Annotated in this window: 10 protein-coding genes; 8 read left to right on the top strand and 2 right to left on the bottom strand. The window is 68.6% G+C overall.

The window, feature by feature from the left end; all coding sequences use genetic code 11:
• The 4 genes from folP (at nt 1) to O3656_RS04675 (ending at nt 4,515) form a co-directional block, all read left to right on the top strand.
• Nucleotides 1-864 carry a dihydropteroate synthase gene (folP, locus tag O3656_RS04690; RefSeq protein WP_016460952.1) on the top strand — a complete coding sequence of 288 codons (864 nt, stop codon included), beginning with the start codon at nt 1-3 and terminating at the stop codon, nt 862-864.
• Nucleotides 857-2,992, top strand: a complete 2,136-nt coding sequence (gene folK / locus O3656_RS04685; protein WP_500062848.1) for a 2-amino-4-hydroxy-6-hydroxymethyldihydropteridine diphosphokinase — start codon at nt 857-859, stop codon at nt 2,990-2,992. Before folP ends, folK begins: the two co-directional genes overlap by 8 nt.
• Nucleotides 2,993-3,469: a DUF3180 family protein gene (locus O3656_RS04680; protein ID WP_500062847.1), complete on the top strand. Its 477-nt coding sequence runs from the start codon at nt 2,993-2,995 to the stop codon at nt 3,467-3,469. It abuts the gene before it with no gap.
• A 104-nt stretch (nt 3,470-3,573) separates the two neighbouring features.
• A complete protein-coding gene (locus O3656_RS04675; RefSeq protein WP_500062846.1) occupies nt 3,574-4,515 on the top strand; it encodes a hypothetical protein in 942 nt (313 codons plus the stop codon).
• Between the two features lie 3 nt (nt 4,516-4,518).
• Here O3656_RS04675 and disA read toward each other — a convergent pair whose 3' ends face one another.
• Nucleotides 4,519-5,589, bottom strand: a complete 1,071-nt coding sequence (gene disA / locus O3656_RS04670; protein ID WP_500062845.1) for a DNA integrity scanning diadenylate cyclase DisA — start codon at nt 5,587-5,589, stop codon at nt 4,519-4,521.
• A gap of 36 nt (nt 5,590-5,625) precedes the next feature.
• Complete coding sequence (gene radA / locus O3656_RS04665; protein ID WP_500062844.1) at nt 5,626-7,011, bottom strand: DNA repair protein RadA; 1,386 nt, start codon at nt 7,009-7,011, stop codon at nt 5,626-5,628.
• Between the two features lie 377 nt (nt 7,012-7,388).
• Between radA and O3656_RS04660 the strand changes: the two genes are divergently transcribed.
• The 4 genes from O3656_RS04660 to O3656_RS04645 all read left to right on the top strand — a co-directional run bounded on the left by O3656_RS04660 (nt 7,389) and on the right by O3656_RS04645 (nt 18,742).
• A complete protein-coding gene (locus O3656_RS04660) occupies nt 7,389-13,427 on the top strand; it encodes an Ig-like domain-containing protein (RefSeq protein WP_500062843.1) in 6,039 nt (2,012 codons plus the stop codon).
• A gap of 7 nt (nt 13,428-13,434) precedes the next feature.
• On the top strand, nt 13,435-14,670 hold the full coding sequence (locus O3656_RS04655; protein ID WP_500062842.1) for a DUF58 domain-containing protein: 1,236 nt from the start codon (nt 13,435-13,437) through the stop codon (nt 14,668-14,670).
• A 77-nt stretch (nt 14,671-14,747) separates the two neighbouring features.
• Nucleotides 14,748-17,225: a transglutaminase-like domain-containing protein gene (locus tag O3656_RS04650; protein ID WP_500062865.1), complete on the top strand. Its 2,478-nt coding sequence runs from the start codon at nt 14,748-14,750 to the stop codon at nt 17,223-17,225.
• The gene (locus O3656_RS04645; RefSeq protein WP_500062841.1) at nt 17,225-18,742 is read left to right on the top strand and encodes a serine/threonine-protein kinase; all 1,518 of its coding nucleotides are present in this window, start codon (nt 17,225-17,227) and stop codon (nt 18,740-18,742) included. The genes O3656_RS04650 and O3656_RS04645 overlap by 1 nt, the downstream gene beginning before the upstream one ends.
• The last annotated feature ends 41 nt before the right edge of the window (nt 18,743-18,783 follow it).

Below are 18,783 nucleotides of genomic sequence, written 5' to 3'. Positions count from 1 at the left end.
ATGAGTGCCCTGCCCCTGCCCGCCGCCCCGGCCTCGTTCCCGGTCCCGTCCCTGGCACTGCCGGGCGGGCTGGCCCTGCCCGGCGGGCGCACGGCGGTCATGGGCATCCTCAACGTCACCCCCGATTCCTTCTCGGATGGGGGACGCTACGCGGACGTGGCCGCGGCGCTGCGCCATGCGCGCGAGATGGTGGCCGCGGGCGCGGACCTGATCGACGTCGGCGGGGAGTCGACGCGGCCGAATTCGACGCGTATCGGAGCGGACGAGGAGTGGGCGCGCATCGGCGCGGTCGTCGAGGCCTTGGCTGCCGAGGGCGTCGTCGTGTCCGTGGATACGTTGCACGCGGCGACTGCCCGCGAGGCCGCGCGCGCCGGTGCGGCGATTATCAACGATGTGAGCGGCGGGCGCTGGGATCCCGAGATGAATGCGGCGGTCGCCGCCTCGGGCTGCGCGTACGTCGTTCAGCACTATCGCGCGCTGCCGGGTATGCCGGGGGAACACTTCGACTACGGGGAGGACCTCGTGGGCACGCTCATCGAGCGCGTGGGGTCCCAGGTTCAAGACGCTATTGATGCTGGTGTGACAGCTGATAAAATTGTCATCGACCCGGGCCTCGGCTTCTCGCTGACGGGCGACCAGTGCTGGCAGATCCTGCGCGAACTGCCGCGCTTCCTGGAGGGCGGTTATCCCGTCCTCGTCGGCGCTTCTCGCAAGCGTTTCGTCAAGGCCCTCGGGGGCGACGTGGACGCCGACAGCGCGGCCATCGCCGCCTACTGCGCGGCATCAGGCGCGTGGGCCGTGCGGGTCCACGACGTAGCCGCCACCGTGGCAGCCATCGCCCGAAAGGAGAACGACGTTGACTAACCGACGCGTCATCATCGCCCTCAAAGGACTGGGGGCGATGGCCAATCACGGCGTCTACGACTTCGAGCGCGCCCGCGACCAGCGCTTCAGCGCAGACATCGTCATGTGGGTCGAGACCGCGGGTGCCACCGATGACATCGCCGCCACCGTCTCCTACGCGGATATCGCCGACGAGGCCATGGCGGTTCTCACCGGCACCGCCGTTGACCTGATTGAAACCCTCGCTGAGACCATCGCCGCGCGCGTCATGAGCCACGAGGGCGTCGTCGGCACTGAGGTGACCGTCCACAAGCCCGACGCCCCCATCGACCACCCCTTCGCGGACGTGTCGGTGACCGTGCGCGCGGGTGAGACTGACGCGATGCCGCTGTCGCTGTCCCTCAAGGGCATCTACGAGGCCGAGGATGGCTCGGTCCTCACCGGCGAGATCGAGGCCTATGGCCGCGCTCAGGCGCCCAGCCCCGCGCAGCAGGAGCACCGCGAGGCGCTCCCGTCGCGCCGCGCCGTGCACGCCGCCGAGGCAGCGCGCGAGGAGGACACCTCCCGACCGGCGCACCTGCGCTCGCGTCGCGTGGTCCTGGCGATCGGCGGCAACCTCGGGGACGTGCCCGTCACGCTCATGCACACGGTCGAGGCCCTGTCCTACATGGAGGGCTTCCAGATCGAGGACGTCTCGCCGATCATGCGCACGAAGCCGGTGCTCGCGCCCGGTCAGGCCCCCCAGCCGGACTATTGGAACGCCGTCGTCATCGGCTCCGCGATCGCGAGCCCCGACGAGCTCTTCGCTCAGACCAGCCGCATCGAGCGCGAGCTGGGGCGCGAACGCCACGAGCGCTGGGGCGCGCGCACCGTCGACATCGACATCATTCAGATCGAGGGTCTGGCCTCCGCCGACCCGGTCCTCACCCTGCCGCACCCGCGCGCCAAGGAACGCGCCTTCGTCCTGGCGCCCTGGCTCCTGTGCGACCCCGACGCGATTCTCGAGGGCGTGGGCCGCGTGTCCGACCTGCTGGCCCACACCCCCGACCGCGAGGGCATCATCGACGCCGTCGACGACTGGCTCGAAGATCCGGCGGCCGTCATGGCCGACTCGGACCAGCTCCTGGCCCAGCGCGCCGAGCAGGCCAGCGCCGACATGCGCGAGCTCATCGAGGCCCTGACCGGCGAAATCAGCCAGGTCGACAACCTCGTGACCCGCCCGGGTGTGCCCGCGGCCGATGCCCCCTTCTCCGGCGCGATCGAGGCCTCGGTCCCGCCCGCGCCGACGCCTGCGCCCGCTCCTCACACTGTGTCGGCTCCCGCAGGTGCGCCGTCGCCCGAGGCCGCGGCCCCGCACGCGGCGTGGGCCCCCGAGGCCGTGCCTGCGCCCGAGGTGACGCCCGCTCCGCAGGAGATGAGCAGCGAGGAAGCGGTTGCGCTCGACGCTGCACCGATCCCGCAGCCGCAGACCCCCGCCCAGCTCGCGGCCGAGCAGACGGCAGATACAGCCCTGTCGGCAGGCGATGCGTCGCGCTTTGCCCCCGCCGAGGCGGCAGCTGGCGTCCAGGTACCCGCCGCGCCCGCGCAGGAAAACGCGCCCACTACGGACAGCGCGCCCTCCACGGACAGTGAGCCCGCGCAGGACAGCGCGCCCGTCCACGAGGCGTCCTCTCAGGAGGCTCCGCCCCAGCGCGAACGCCGTCACCGCGCAGATCGCGCCTCGTCGCGCCCCTCCTGGCACCCGGTCTCCTCCGTGCCCGCGGATTCCGCGGCCGGGCGCATGACCCGCAAGATCGGCACGGGCACCTACAAGCCGAGCGGCACCGAAAAACCCCGCTGGGTCCCCGTCTTTGAGCCCAAGCGGGAGGAAACGCGTTCGGCGATCGCGCTACCGGACTGGAACTTCTCCGTTAGCTCCGCACACGACGTGCGCGTCGTTGACGACCGCTCCGGCCTCGGCCACGACGACGAGCCCCCCAAAGCCACCGTCCACGCCGACGGGCGCTCGACGATCCTCGCCCCCGGGCTGCCCGACAACACCCCCGTCGGCCCCATCCCCGAGGACGAGGCCACCCAGACCGGCATCCTGCGTCGCGTCGTTGTGCGGCCCACGATGACCGGAGCGATCCCGATCGTCAAGAGGCGCTAAATGAAACCCGTGTCGATCGTGTGGGTGGCGGCGGTGGGCCTCGTGGCCGCCGGCCTGAGCTTCCTCGGATTCCTCGCGCACATGCGCCAGGGCGGCACCCCGTTGATCGTCACCCCGGGACCCGCGGTCATCTTTGCGATTGCCACGGCCTGCCTCATCTGGTCCGGCCTGGCGGTGCGCCGCCTGCGCGCGGGCAAGGACACGTGGATCGATGCGATCGGCGCGATGCGCGTCGCGGTTTTCGCGCGCACGAGCGCCCTCGTCGGCTCCGGCCTGACCGGAATTCTCATCGGCGTGATGGCCGTGTCCCTCACGCAGCTCGAAGCCCCCGCGATGGCGGCCAACGCGATCGGGGCGGGCCTGTCTGGCCTCGTCGGCATCGTGTGGACCATCATCGCGATCGCCATCGAACGCTGGTGCATCATCAACCCCGACGACGAGGGATCGACGTCCTCTAAGCGCAGCGCGGCCGCCTGATCGCCCGCTCGTCGTAGCCCCGCGCGCCGCGCGCCGCGTGTGAAAGTCGCCCCCGTCCCGAGCGTTAGCCGTATCCGGCGCGCCATGCCCGGTATCGTGGATGCGTGGCTGACCAGCGTAAGAATTCCCCCAGGCGACCCACCTCCAGGCGTAGTACGTCGGGAGGCGCCAGTGGTCGCACAGGTGATCGCGCGTCCCGCGCCGCAGCCGGCAGCCGCGCATCTGCTGCTCGTCCGGCCTCGTCGAAGGCCTCGGCGTCCGTGAAGCGGGGGCGTACAGGCGCTGCCCAGCGCCCCTCCGGCGCGAAGAGGCCCGCTCAGAAGAAGTCGTCGGGCGGCGGCCGTCCGCCGGTCAACCTGTGGCCGCGGCGCATTATCACGGGCCTCGGCCTGATCCTCATCCTCGCGCTTCTCGTGTGGGGCATTGTCGCTATGGTCCGCGCGATCATTGGAGCCGTCAGCGCCGATCCCACCCCGCAGTCCAGCCCCCAATCTGCTGTTCAGTCCGGCGCGGTGGACGCGTCCGGCTACACGCTGAAGGGCGGCCAGGAGGCGACGGCCGACGGCCTGCTCACCGACGGCACGACGATCGACATTCCCACCTGCCTGGACCGCGACATCACGGTCACCGCGAAGGCGTCCACGACCTCGTCCGGCTCGGCGATGCCCGTGACCCTCACGCTCGAAAACCGCGGTTCCGTCGCCTGCTCGACGTCCCTGTCCCACTTCGGCCTGCAGATTTCGACGGGTGACCTGCAGGTCTACAACTCGGCGAAGTGTGGCGAGGAGCAGCAGTCGTCGACGACCCTGCTGCTGCGCCCGGGCGCCACGTGGACCGGCGCGCTGCGCTGGGACGGCTACGTGTACACGAACGGCTGCACGACACCCGCGGGTGGAGCGAGTGCTGCGTCTGCCGGGACCTACAAGGTCGCGGTCACCATGGGTACGCGCGAGGTCGGTTCGACCGTGGTCGACGTGACCCCCGCGCCCGCCCCGCAGTCGGGAGCTCAGTCCGGCCCGCAGTCGGGAACCCAGTCGGGCCGCTAGCGCCTACCAGCCGACGAGGCCGGAGCTGACCGCCTGCGCTTGGTGCGCCAGGTTCTCGGTGATGAGCTTGGCACGGTAGGGGCCGATACCCTCGATGGCTTCCAGTTCCTCGGTGGTGGCTGCGCGCAGTGCGGGCAGCGTCGTGATGTGCGCGGAGACCTCCTTGATGGCGCCCCACGACAGGTGGGGGACCAGGGAGAGGGCGCGCACGCCGCGCGGCGTGATCTCGCGGTCCAGGTCCGCGACCTCGTACACGTCCAGCCCGAGGATGTTCGCGATCGCGGTGAGGTCCACGATGCGTTCCGACCCGAGGGAGGACAGTTCGGCCTCGACGCGGGCGACGTCGTCGGGGTCGCGGATGTAGTCGCGCATGACGAGGGCCCGCTCGGACGCGGAGCCGCGCACGAGGTCCTCGACCTGCAGGGCCAGCAGGCGCCCCTCGGATCCGAGTTCCTCCAGGTATTCCGTGATTTCGGAGGTGATGCGTCGGATCATCTCCATGCGCTGCATGACGGTGGCGACGTCGCGCACGGTCGCGCTGTCGCGCATCTCGAGGATGGTGAGGGTCTGTAGGACCTCGTCGAGGCGCTGGCTGTAGCGGTCGAGCGTGTCCACCGCCAGGTTGGCGCGCGAGAGCAGGGCCTCGGGCTCTTCCACCAGGCGGTGCTCGGTGCCCACGTAGATGGAGATCATGCGCATCGACGCGGACAGGGACAGGACCGGCAGGTGGGTCTGACGTGCGGTGCGCTGCGCGGTGCGGTGGCGCATGCCGGACTCGTCGGTGGGGATCGTGGGATCCGGGAAGAGCTGCACGTTGGCCTTGCGGATGCGCCACAGGTTGGGGTCGATGATGACGGCGCCGTCCATCTTGCACAGCTCGCGCAGGCGCGCCGCAGTGAATGCCACGTCGAGGTCGAAGCCGCCCGAGCAGATGGCCTGCACCTCGGGCGTATATCCCAGGACGATGAGGGCGCCTGTGTGGGAGCGCTGGATTCGTTCCAGTCCTTCTCGCAATGGCGTACCGGGCGCGACTGCGCGCAGTGCCTCGCGAAGGATCGCTGCATCGGACGTCAATGTGGTTTCCTCCCAGACGAGTAGGTTTGATATCTATTATTGCGAGTCTGCCGGGAAAGCGACGCGAATCGCCGTCGCCAGATCCGACACAGTAAAGACGGTGATGCCGTCGACGCCCGTGAGATCCTCGCTGCCCTGAGCGGGGACGATGGCGGCGGCAAATCCCAGCCGTGCGGCCTCGGCGAGGCGACGTTGAGTGCCCGTGCACGCCCGAACCTCGCCCGTCAGGGAGATTTCGCCGACCGCCACGAGGTCCGGGCGAGGTGGAACGCCCTTGAGTGAGGACACGATCGAGATGGCCATCGCCAGGTCGATCGCCGGCTCGACCGTGCGGGCGCCTCCCACCGTGGACACGTAGACGTCCGCCCCCGACGTGTCCGCGCCGATGCGGGCCTGCAGGACCGCGAGGATCATGGCGACGCGCGCGTGGTCCACGCCCGACGTGGTACGCCGAGGCGAGCCGCCCGAGGAGGGAGCGACGAGCGACTGGATCTCCGTGGGCAGCGGGCGGCGCCCTTCCAGGGAGACGGCCGCGCACGTGCCGGGCACGCCGCGCGTCGTGCGCGACAGGAACAGGCCGGACGGGTCGGCGAGGCCGTAGATCCCCGAGTCGGTCAGTTCGAAGCAGCCGACCTCGTCCGTGGGGCCGTAACGGTTTTTCACCGCGCGCAGCAGGCGCAGGCGCGAATGGCGGTCGCCCTCGAACTGGCAGACGACGTCCACGAGGTGCTCGAGGACGCGCGGGCCCGCGATCCCGCCGTCCTTCGTCACGTGGCCGACGAGCAGGGTGGGCAGGTCGGACTCCTTGGCGACGCGGATCAGCGAGGCCGCGACCGCGCGCACCTGCGCGACGCCGCCCGCCCCGCCCTCGACCTGGGAGGAGGAGATGGTCTGCACGGAGTCGACGATCAGCAGGGAGGGGCGCGAAGCCTCGACGTGGCCGAGGACGACGCCGAGCTCTGTCTCGTCCGCGATGAGGAGGTTCGGCTCGAGCGCGCCGATGCGCTCCGCGCGCCCGCGCACCTGCGCCGCCGACTCCTCGCCAGTGACGTACAGGACGGGTCCGCGCCCGCCCGCGGCCGCCGTGCGCGCGGCCTTGGCTGCCACGTCCAGCAGCAGCGTCGACTTGCCGACGCCGGGCTCACCCGCCAGGAGGATCACCGCGCCGGGCACGATCCCGCCGCCGAGGACCCGGTCCAGCTCGCCCACGCCCGTCGAACGCGACGAGGCGCGCTCGCCGTCGACCTCGCCGATGGGCAGCGCGGGACGCCGTGGGGTGGCGGCCGCCGTGCGCGCGCCCCCCGTGACCTCGCCGGCCTGGTCGACCGTGCCCCACGCCCCGCACTCGCGGCACTGGCCCACCCACTTGGGGGAGGTCCAGCCGCAGTCGGAGCAGCGGTACGTGATCTTCTCTTTCGCCATGCACTCACCGTAACCCGACCCACCCTCATCTGCGGTCCGCGCGCGCGAAGAAGGCCGCAGGTGTGCGCGCCGAAGGGGGCACAACGACGCGAGCCGAGCGCGGAGGGCCCGCGGAGGTAAGGGTCTGGCTCTCCGGCCTCGTCGAACGAGAACGAGCATCCAAATACGTCGCTGTGGTCAGGTTCTCGTGCGCCCGGGAAGCGCGTGAACGCGGCGCGAACGAGTCACCAGGCGTTTGAACTTATTCAGTACCTGTTGTTGTCTCGGGCGTTTATCCATAGGGTTGGTCGGTGTGTATCCTTGGAATGGCTCACCATGGCCACGCGGATACAGATACCGCCCCACAACAGTGCGCACATGAAGACTGAGGAAGCGACATGAACAAGGCGCGTCGAACGCGAAACACCTGGTCGAAGCGGATACCCGCAATCGCCGTCCTGCTGGTGTCCGTGATGCTGTGCGTCCTCGCGGTGGTCTACCGCGGCGTCGAGGTCACCCAGGTCAGCGTCGATGACGGTGGCATTTGGGTGACGAACCAGGATCGTAAGCTCCTGGGCCACCTCAACTACGACGCGCTCATGCTCGACGGCACGGTCTCGGTCAAGTCCGCGTCCTTCGACATTGGGCAGGCCGGCGGCGACGTGACGCTGGGGGAAACAGTGGGCCGTACGGTTACGCCCGTGCGCTCCACGTCCTTCTCGCTGGGCCAGGCGATCACGCTGCCCGAGAACGCGGTCCAGGTCCAGGGCGGGTCCGTGTTGGCCGTCCTCGACCCCAACGAGGGCCTGCTGTGGGTGGGTGATGCCAACGAACCGGCTTCCATGTCGCTCGTGCGCGAGGATGCAATCGCGAACGACCTGAGTGACGGGGTCGTCGCGGTGTCGCTCGCGGGGACGGTCTTCGCATACTCTCCCGGGTCCTCCAAGCTGGTCACGCTCACGCGAGAGGGCCAGGCTTGGCGTGCAAAGACCACGGAGATCAAGGATTTCACCCCGGCCGGAATACCGACGATCACCGCGGTCGGTGACAAGCCCGTCATCTACGACCAGGCCGGTAACAAGCTGGTGTTGCCCGGCGGCAAGGTACGCGACCTCGCCGAGGAGCACGTGACCGGCGCGGTCCTGCAGGCCCCCGGCGACGATGCGTCCTCCGTCCTGCTGGCCACCGATGCCGAGCTCGTGGCCGTCTCCCTGAACGGCAAGTCGGTGGACCGCCAGCCGGCCTCGGACGGCGGTCAGAAGGGCACACCCGCACCCCCGGTTTTCCACGGCGGCTGCTCCTACGGCGCGTGGGCGGGTTCGGGCGCCTTCGTGCGCACCTGCACGGATTCGACGCGCAACCAGGCGCAGACTGTGCCTACGCTCGCCGAGGCCACGTCCGCTGTTTTCCGGACGAACCGCACGCGCATCGTCCTCAATGATGTGTCGACGGGCACGCTGTGGCTGCCGGACAAGAACATGGTTGTTGTCGACAACTGGGATCAGATCCCCACCGAGGAGCAGGAGGAAGAAGATACTCCGACTCCCGATGATCGCGAGCAGGTCTCCGAGCCGGAGCACAACGACAAGAACACTCCGCCCGAGGCCGTCGACGACGACTTTGGCATCCGCCCGGGTCGTTCGACGCTCCTGCCGGTCCTCGACAACGACTCGGATGATGACGGCGACGTGCTGACGGCGCGCGCCCTGACGAATCCGGAGTTCGGGACGGTCGTGCGCACGAGGGGCGGGCGCGCCCTACAGATCACGGACATTCCGGAGTCTATGACGAGCGGGTCGACGTCCTTCACGTACGAGGCCTCGGACGGCCTCGCGGGTGCGACGGCGACGGTGAATGTGACGATTCACCCGTGGAGCCAGAACGAGGGTCCGCGCCAGCTCAAGCACCCGGTTGTCAAGGTTGGCGCGAACGCGCAGGTGGAGTACAACCTGCTGTCGGACTGGATTGATCCCGATGGAGACCAGTTCTACCTGAAGTCGGCGACGGCTCCCGATGGCATGGCCGTGCAGTTCTCTGAGGACGGGACAGTTCAGATCCGCGACCTGGGTTCCGGCGCGGGCGTCAAGGCAATCGCCGTCACCATGTCGGACGGGCACGCGGAGACCGCGGGCGAGCTGCAGGTGAGCGTGCAGGAGAACGGCAACGTGCCGCCCATTGCGCGCGCGGACTTTTACGTGGCACGCGTGGGCGAGCCGCTGACGATCGACCCGGTCGAGAACGACACCGACCCCAATGGGGATACGCTGAACCTCGTTGCTGCGGGCACGCCACCGGCGGGTACGTCTGTGAGCGCCGACCTGTCGCGCGGCACGCTGACGTTCACGGGGTCGGTTCCGGGCTCCTTCCAGTTCACCTACACGATTTCCGACGGACCGTCAACGACTGTCGGCGTCATCCGCGTCGACGTGGTCGCGGACGATACGAATGCGGTGCCGATCGCCGAGGATGACCTGGCGGTTTTGCCCAGCGGTGGCGCTTCGCTGATTGCGCCGCTGGCGAATGACACGGACCCGTCGGGTGGCGTGCTCGTCGTCCAATCGATTGACGTGCCCGCGAACTCTGGCCTCGAAGTAACCCTCATTGAGCGTCACTTGCTGCGCATTACGTCACCTGCGGGCTTGAGCGACGTCACCGCGTTTACATACACGGTGTCCAACGGCGCGGGTTCCGCTACCGCTCAGGTGAGCGTCATCCCGACGGAGGCCCAGAGCGAGGAAACGCCGCCCGAGGCGAATCCTGATACCGCCAAGGTACGCGCGGGCGACATTGGTTCGGTTGCTGTCCTGTCGAATGACCGGTCGCCGATCGGTCTGTCGCTGAACGTTGACCCGGGCGTGCAGGTCATGTCGGGTGGCGAGCTGGGCACGGTCTTCGTGACCGGCAACCAGGTGCGCTTGGCTGCGGGTACTGAGCCCGGCGTCGTGCGCGTGGCATACACGGTCGTTGATTCGGTGGGTAACCGCGCGACGTCGACCGTGACGTTCGAGGTCGTGGCAGCTTCCGACGCGAATAGCGCCCCCGTGCCCAAGGCGCTGAGCGCGTGGGCCGTTCAGGGGCAAATGACGCGCATCCCCGTGCCGCTCACCGGCATCGACCCGGACGGCGACTCGGTCGCTCTGGTCGGCATTGACCAGCCGCCCGCCAAGGGCAGCGTCGTGCTGGGTACGGAGTGGCTGGAGTACACGCCCTCCGACAACGCGACCGGTACGGACACGTTCTCCTACATTGTCGAGGACCGCCTCGGCGTGCAGGGGCGCGCCCGCGTGCGCGTTGGTATTGCACCCCCGGGATCGCAGAACCACAACCCGACGGCCGTGCCTGACTCGGTGACGATTCGACCGGGACGCGAGGTGAGTGTCAACGTCCTGAGCAACGACTTGGATGCGGATGGTGACGCCCTGTCGGTCGATACGGACCCGGCGACCGTGTCGGTGTCGGATCCCGCAGCTACCGTCACCGTGGCGCAGGATGCGGTGACGGTCAAGGCCCCCGCAGCCGATGGCGTGTTCGTCGTTGCCTACCAGATTCAGGATGGACGAGGCGGACGCGCGCAAGGGCAGTTGACGGTGACGGTGGATGCTGATGCGCCGCTGCGCGCCCCGATTGCCCGCGACGACGTCGTGTCTGTCGCGGACCTACCCGCCGATTCGAAGCCCGTGAGCGTTCCCGTCCTCGTCAATGACGAGGACCCGGATGGGACGACGGCTGCGCTGACGGTGTCGGCCCAGGGCTCGGGCGTGAGCGTGTCGGGGCAGAACCTGTCAATTTCCCCGGATGCGCGTCGTCGCCTCGTCGTCTACACAGTGACGGATCCCGACGGCCTGAGCGCGAGCGCGGTCGTGACCGTCCCGGGTACCGACCTGCTGGCCCCGCGCCTGGATATGACGCGTATTCCGGTGGCGATCCGCGCGGGTTCGTCGGCGACCCTCGATATCGGCGACTACGTGCTCGTGCGCGATCATTCGCGTTCCCCGATCATTACGGACGCGGCCTCGGTGAAGTTCAACGGAGGCCTGGATTCGGTGTCCCTGCAGGATTCGACGCACCTCGTGGTGAGCGCTCCCGACACGGCGTCCGGCAAGGCGTCATTGTCTTTCACGGTGCGTGACGGCGCGTCGGACGATGCCTCGGCCCTGTCCTCGACGCTGACGATCCCGGTGACGATCCAGCCGGCCAGGAACCTACCGCCGCGTCTGACCCCGACCCCGATCCTCGTGGGACAGGGTGAGGCCGTGACGGTGGATCTCACGCAGATGGTGGATGACCCGGACGATCAGGCGAAGGGTTCCTTCACGTACGCCGTGGTCAAGGCCCCCGGTGGCGTCGACGTGTCCCTGGACGGCTTCAATCTGACGGTGACCGGCAAGAAGGACCAGCCGAAGGGGCCGGTCGGCGCGATCACGGTCAGCGTCGATGACGGTTCGGGCGCGGTCAATGCCGATATTCCGGTGACGATCGTGAAGTCCTCGAAACCCCTCGTGACGACGACGGACGCGCGCATCAAGGTCAACGCTGGTCAGACTGCGAACGTGAATCTGGCGGAGTACACGACGAACCCGTTTACGGAGCCGCTCGTCGTCCTCGACGCGTCTGTTCACGTGGGGCAGGGAACGGCCTCCGGCGACGGGAATGTTCTGTCGGTGACGCCCAAGGCGGGCTTCCACGGCGACATGATCGTTGTGTACCGCGTCATGGATGCGACGAATGACCCTGATCGCATCGTGCAGGGCCGCGTCATCGTGAAGGTCCTGGACCGTCCCGATCCGCCCCAGAACGTGTCGGTGACCCCGATGGGGGCAGGCACGGCGTTCGTGAGTTTCCAGCCGGGCGCCGCGAACGGCGGCACGATTTCGGGCTACACGATCACCGATAGGAACAGCGGCCGGACCTTCACGACGCGCGATCCGGGCGTCCAGGTCACGGGCCTGGAGAACGGCGTGAAGCACTCCTTCACGGTCGTCGCGCACAACGAGGCCGGGGATTCGGATCCGTCGACCGCATCGGCTGAGGTGCTGATCGACGCGGCGCCCGAGCAGATGGCGGCACCCACGGTCGTGGGTGTCGATGGTGCCCTCGATATCTCGTGGGTGAAGCCCAATAACTCGGGGTCTGCGATCCACACGTACATGGTGTTCGTTAATTTGCCGTCGGGTGGCCAGCCGATCTCGCAGTCGGTGTCGGGCTCTGAGAACTCGATCCGGATCGGCGGATTGAAGAACGGTGAGCTGTACTCGGTGTCCGTTCAGGCGCTGAACAATGCGGAGACACCTTCGCCGCCGTCCTCGCCGACGGCGAGCTACCCGCACGGCGCCCCCGATCCGGCGGGTAACGTGTCGGCAGTGCCGGTGGGTGCGGGTTCGGACCCGAACCGCGCGACGGTTGAGGTCTCGTGGTCGCTGGGCAATTCCAATGGTCGAGGCTGGGGTCCCACCACGGTCACGGCTGGTGGCGTGACCGAAACGGCTGGGCCGGGCCAGACGTCTGTGACGCTGTCGGGCGTGCAGACCGGTCGCGGGGTACCGGTGTCGGTCGTGCTGACGAACTCGGACGGCGACCAGGCCGGCGCCGGTTACGCGCAGGTTTCGATTGCGACGACCCCCGCGCCGATTTCTGCCCCGACCCTGTCGGGAACGAACACGCCGGGTGAGCTGAGGGTGAGCGGGCTGTCGATTGCGACGGGCCGAGGCTTCGATGCCTCCGACCTGACGTTGCGCTACTCCTCCAGCGAGAACGGGTGTGGCAGCGGCCAGCCGATTAGTGATGGCACGATCGTGCCCTCTAACGGGTGGGCGCCAACGACGTACTACTTCTGCCAGACGGGCATCGGTTTGAACAACACGCTGGCTGTCTCTCCCGTCGTTGCGGCGACGGGTACGGCGACGGGTGTGCCCTCGGAGGTGGGCGTGAGAATCACGAACGTCAATTCGACGAGCCTGACGGTGCAGTGGGATCCCATCGGCGCAAACCCGGCGGTCAGCACGATTTACGTGACCCTGGGTAGCGAGACGAAGCCCGTGTCCGGTAACGCCACGGAGGTGACGTTCTCGAACCTGGAGCAGGGCAAACGGTACCGGGCGAGTGTCACCGCGGAAAACGCGCAGGGCTCGAAGACGATGAGCCAGCATCCGGACTCCGTGACGAAGCTCGACGTGAGCGCTCAGTGGGTGCAGACCTGCCGCGGCGACGAGCACGGGTTCAACCCGGCCTCGTGCCACACGTTCACGCTGAGCGCGCCGGGCTGGTCGAGTTCCTCGGAGCCGCACGTGTGCCCCGTGCGCAACGACCGCACGAACGGCACGGAGTGGGTGCGTGTGGATGGTGCGGGCCCGATCTGGACGCGCCTGACCACCCAGGCAGACAGCGAGGATGCCTTCAAGCAAGGGTCCTACCTCATCGGCGAATGCCGTCCGGAGTGATGTTCGCGTGAAGAAACTACGTCGACTTCTCAACGGCGCGTGGCGTGCCATGGGCGAACGCGTGCGGGCTCTGCCCGGTTACGACGCGGCGGCCCGTTGGCTGGGCGCGCTCACGCCGGTCGGGTGGGCGGTGATCGCGGTCACGACCGCGGGTGGCGTCGCCGCGGCGGCCTTCGGATGGCTGGAGGGCTTCATCGTTGCCGTGATGGGCCTGGTGGCCCTCGTGGTCGCGGTCGCCTCGGTCGCGTCCCCGTCGCCGCTGTCGGTGTCCTTGCGCATGAAGAATGATCGCATCGTTGCCGGTCAGGTGGCGGTGGGGCGCATCCGCGTGGTGAACGAGTCCGGGCATCGCTCGGGTTCGACGATCGTGGAGGTCACGATCGGACGAGGCAGTGGCGAGTTCCTGGTGCCTCCGATCAGCGCGAACAGCACGTGGAACGAGGCATTTTCGGTGATGACGAAGCGCCGCGGCGTGATCAACGTGGGCCCGGCGCGCACCGTGCGTATGGACGGCCTGGGCCTGCTGCGCCGTGTGCGCTCCTGGGACGAGCCGATCCTGGTGCACGTGCATCCGCCGACGGTGCGCTTCTCGTTTGACGCGACGGGTATGCAGATGGATGTCGAAGGCGTGGCCAGCGAGAAGCTGACCAGTTCGGACGTGTCCTTCCACGCACTGCGTGATTATGAGCCGGGCGACGACCGGCGCGCGGTGCACTGGCCCTCGACGGCGCGCCTGGGCCGCCTGATCGTACGCCAGTTCGAGGAGACTCACCGTTCCCACCACATGGTGCTCCTCGACACGCGCATGGACGCGTGGGATCGGCGTTCCTTCGAGACAGCCGTGTCGGTCGCTGCGTCGCTGGCGATCGCAGGGTCGGGTGAGGCGCGCACGGTGTCGATGCACACCGCGGACGAGTGGATTCCGACGGGAACGCCCATGGCGATGCTGGATGCGCTGTCCGAGATGGAGACCTCGACGCGTCCCGACTTCGCGGGCATCGTCCGTCGCTGCATCATGGAACGCGGCGGAATTTCGGTCCTGTCGATCGTGGTGAGTGAGTCCGTGGATGACGAGGAAGCGGCCCGCCTGGCAAATATCGCGCCAGTCGACGTGGTCGTGTCCGTCATTCGCGTGGTCCCGGGACGGGCGAGGCGCCGGCGCAAGATCACGCGTGGCGTCATCATCGATTGCCCCTCCCTGGAGGACCTGCCGATGCTCGTGTCGCGGGGGGTGAACGCGTGAGTACGCCTACCCGCACCCCCTCTCGTCAGGCCACGCCGCCGCGTCGAACGCGTCGGTCGACTGCCCAAGAAACCACCATGGGTGGCTCGGTGCACCGCGCCGCCATGCCCGCGTGGTCCCTCCTGATTCTTGCCATTCTGTTCGCTGGCCCGGTGGTACAGTTCGAGTCCGTCTTTGGCGGCGGTCAGGGTGTGATCGCGGCGCTCGCGGGCGTCGCGACCGGCCTTGCTCTCGCGTGGGCGGCGGCAAAGTGGCGCTGGGACCTGCTGTCGATCGTGGCTTGCGTCGTCGCGGCTCACTTCCTGTTGGGCGGGGCGGCAGCCCTGCGAGACACGACCCGGTGGGTCGTGGTTCCCACGTCGCGCACTCTCCAGACGCTGGTGATCGGTTCGGTCGAGGCCTGGAAGGATCTTCTGACGCTGACGCCCCCTGCCGGTTCCTATGTTGGTCCGGCGATGGTCCCGTGGATGACGTGCCTCGTGTGCTCGGTTGCTGCGGGGGTCGTCACAGTACGGTACGGGCGTCCCATGTGGGGGTCCCTGCCGCTGATTCTCGCCGGAGTGATTGCGATCGTGTGGGGGCCCACGCACGAGGCGCCCTCGTCCCTCCTCGTTATTGCGTGGTGGGTTGGCCTGATCGTGTGGTGGGCGTGGGCGTCGGCGATTGGCCGTGCCCGCATGGGTGCCGACATCGTGATCGGTATGTCCGCGTCGTCGACCACTGCATCCACGACGATGGGTGGCTCGTCGCGTCAGGTCGTGCACGTGTGGTGGCGCGTGGGCATGGGTGCCCTGATGGTGGGCGTGATGGTCGCGGCCGCCCTCCCCGCGGCGTCACTGCTGGGCCCCACGGCCTCGGACCGCGTCGTTGGGCGCGACGTCGTGGAACCGCCCGTGGATGCACGCGAGTACCCCTCTCCGCTGTCCAGTTACCGCCACTACAACAAGGATCTGGAGGACGAATCCCTGATCCGTGTGTCCAATCTGCCCAAGGGGGCGCGCGTGCGCCTGGGCGCGATGGAGGTGTACGACGGAACGACGTTCGGCATGGGTGTGACGAACAACGCTGATGGTACCGCTGGGTACCGCCGCGTCGGGTCCACGATCCCGGGACGCAGCGCAGAAACGGCGGGAGAGCAGGCCTCGGTGTCTACCTCGCAGCTCTTGGGCCCGTGGGTGCCGACGTTTGGCGAGGTATCGGTGCTGCGTTTTGAGCCTTCCGACCCGAACGCTGCTGAGCAGCAGAAGGGCTTGAACTACGACCTGTGGGCGGAGACCGCCCTGACGACGGGGCCGACGGGCCAGTTCAACTATTCGCTGAGCACGACGATGCCGCGCGATCACGAGGATTCGGAGTTCGCCAGCGTGGATGCGGCCCGCTACGCGGGCACGGACACAAATGTGCCCAAGGACGTGGATTCCCTGGCATCGGAGCACACGACGAGCGCGCGCTCGGACCTGGAGAAGGCCCGCGCCATCGAGAGCTACCTGCACACGGACGGCTTTTACTCGAACGACGACACGATTAACTCGCGCCCCGGTTCCTCCCAGGATCGTATTGAGCGCATGATCAGCGCCGAGGCGCTGGTGGGCGATGACGAGCAGTACGCGACGCTTATGGCGCTCATGCTGCACTCGCAGGGGATTAACGCTCGCGTCGTCATGGGTGCCTACCGTGAGGGGACGTCGGGCGGCGTCGACCTGACGGGTTCGGATATGCACGCGTGGGTCGAGGTCGAGTTCCCCGGCGTGGGCTGGGCGACTTTCGATCCGACGCCTCCGCGCGATCAGCAGCCCACGACGCAGGTGAACAAGCCGAAGTCTGTGCCCAAGCCGCAGGTTTTGCAGCCGCCGGAACCCCCGGAACAGCCGGTCGAGCTGCCTCCGGCCACCCGTGACCAGGCGACGGACCCGCACGATCCGAACGGCCTGCACATCCCGTGGATGGCTATCGGGACGGTGTCCGTGTTCCTGTTCCTGCTGGTCGGTCCGGTTCTGGCGGTGCTGCTCGCGAAGTCTCGCCGCCGCAAGGCACGCCGCGGCGCGCAGGCCGCCGAGTCGGTGCGCGGTTCGTGGGATGAGCTGGTGGATACGGCGATTGACTCGGGCCTCGTGGTGGAGCCGCACCTGACCCGTCAGGAGGTCGCGTGGGCGTTGGCTTCGCAGTGGACGCCTGACAAATCTGAGGACGACGAGGCGGGGGCGGCGAAGTCTCGCAAGCCCGCCACACGCTCGGCGGCCGACGTGCGTGTGCCCGGCTGGTCGCTGTTCTCGGGCGCGGTTCCCCGCCCGGTCACCGTGGCGCGTCGCGCGGATGTCGCGGACTTCGCCGCGGGCGGCGCACGGCCTGAAGATGCGAAGCAGGCGTGGGAGGACGTGGATGAGCTGCGCCGCGAGTGGGCGGCCTCGGTCTCCCCGTTCGCGCGGCTGCGTTATGCGCTGTCGCTGAAGTCGTTGCGCTGGCGCCGACGCGCGCGCCGCCAGGCGGCCGCCGCATCCGGGGCGAAGCGTCGGCCGTTGACGGGGCGTATGGGTCGTAGGAAAGGAACACGCTGATGGATAGCGACGCTCGCGTCGGGATGGTCCCGGTTCTGCCGGGATACCAGTGGATCCGGCCGCTGGGGTCGGGTGGTTTCGCGGACGTGTTCCTGTGCCGCCAGGAGCTGCCCAGCCGAGAGGTGGCCGTGAAGGTTGCCCGGCGTGATCGTGGGGCGGACGGTGAGGCCGGTATTGCCCGCGAGGCGGACGTGATGGCCCTCGTGTCGGGTCACCCGGCTGTCGCCCAGCTCTACGGGGCGGGCCGCACGCCGGATGGACGCCCGTACCTGGTGATGGAGTATTGCCCCGTGGCGAACATCCTCGACCAGGTGCGCGCAAATCCGATGGCGACGGACCGGGCCCTGTCCATGGTGATCCGCATGTGCGGTGGCGCGGAGATGCTGCACCGTGCGGGATACGTGCACCGCGACATTAAGCCCAGCAACATCATGATCAACGCCTACGGGTCGCCGGTGCTCACGGACTTCGGAGTCTCGGAGCCGGTGGGGACGGATCCGCGCGCTGGCCGCGACGGGTTCTCGGTGATGTGGGCACCCCCGGAGCAGATCGCGGGCACCGCGCGCGCTCACCCGACGCAGGACGTGTGGGCGCTGGGTGCGACCCTGTGGACACTCTTGATGGGGCGTTCGCCCTTCGAGGTCGTGGATGGGGATAACTCTGCTCAGGCGGTGGCCCAGCGCGTGGCCCGTGGCCGTGTGTCGCGCATCGACCGTCCGGGCGTGCCCGAGGCGGTGACGGCTATCGTTCGTCGCGCGATGAGTCTGGATCCTGAGCAGCGTTTCGGCTCTGCCGCGGCCCTCGGCTACGCGTTGCAGACGATCGAGCGCGAGATGCATCGCCCGGTCACGGAGATGAAGCTGAGCGTCGTCGCTTCTTCGAGTGCGCCCGCCTCGGCGCTGTCCGCGCCCTCCCCGGTGGCCCTCGACGCGGAGCGTACGCGCACCCGGCGCGGTAGTTTCGCGGATGGTGCCCAGCCCTCGTCGAACGAGGCCTGGGCGGGCAATTCGACGACGGGCAGGACCGGGTTGGTCGAGGGGGAGTCGAAGCGTCCCGCGTGGGTGCTGCCGGTTCTTGCGCTCGTCATGGTGCTGGCGACCGCTGGCCTGGTGGTCGCGATGCTGACCGGCGGCGGGCACAGCGTTCACCTGGGCGGTGGTGGCGGCGAGGCAACGCCGAGCGCCGAGGCGACGGGCGGGTCTGTGAGCGGTGCCGGCCAGGGGACGGATACGAGCGTGGCTCCTCCGCAGGCGGTCACGGGGCTCACCGCGACGCCGAATGGGAAAGAGATCCGGTGGGGCTGGGATATCCCCCAGCAGGGGCAGTACCAGGCCACGGAGCTGGCTTTTAAGTATCTGCTGACGCGCCCTGGCGAGGCCGTGGTCGCTGAGACGATGCGTCGCAACAGCCTGACGACGAGCGCGGTCAGCGGTGAGAACTGCCTGACGGTGAGCGTCGTCGTGGAGGCCACGGGCCGCGAATCGGCACCCGTCACCCAGTGTGTCACGGTGCCGTGAGGCGCGGTGGCGGCGGTTTGGCCGTCACGCTCGCGCGCATG

It is taken from the genome of Pauljensenia sp. 27098_8_83, assembly GCF_041432695.1.
Lineage (GTDB): Bacteria > Actinomycetota > Actinomycetes > Actinomycetales > Actinomycetaceae > Pauljensenia.
This window is presented reverse-complemented; position numbering and strand designations above follow the sequence as displayed.

Coding starts and splice junctions, on each gene's coding strand:
- folP (WP_016460952.1), top strand. CDS start 1: ATGAGTGCCCTGCCCCTGCCCGCCGCCCCGGCCTCGTTCCCGGTCCCG.
- O3656_RS04680 (WP_500062847.1), top strand. CDS start 2,993: ATGAAACCCGTGTCGATCGTGTGGGTGGCGGCGGTGGGCCTCGTGGCC.
- radA (WP_500062844.1), bottom strand. CDS start 7,011: ATGGCGAAAGAGAAGATCACGTACCGCTGCTCCGACTGCGGCTGGACC.
- O3656_RS04660 (WP_500062843.1), top strand. CDS start 7,389: ATGAACAAGGCGCGTCGAACGCGAAACACCTGGTCGAAGCGGATACCC.
- O3656_RS04650 (WP_500062865.1), top strand. CDS start 14,748: ATGGGTGGCTCGGTGCACCGCGCCGCCATGCCCGCGTGGTCCCTCCTG.
- O3656_RS04645 (WP_500062841.1), top strand. CDS start 17,225: ATGGATAGCGACGCTCGCGTCGGGATGGTCCCGGTTCTGCCGGGATAC.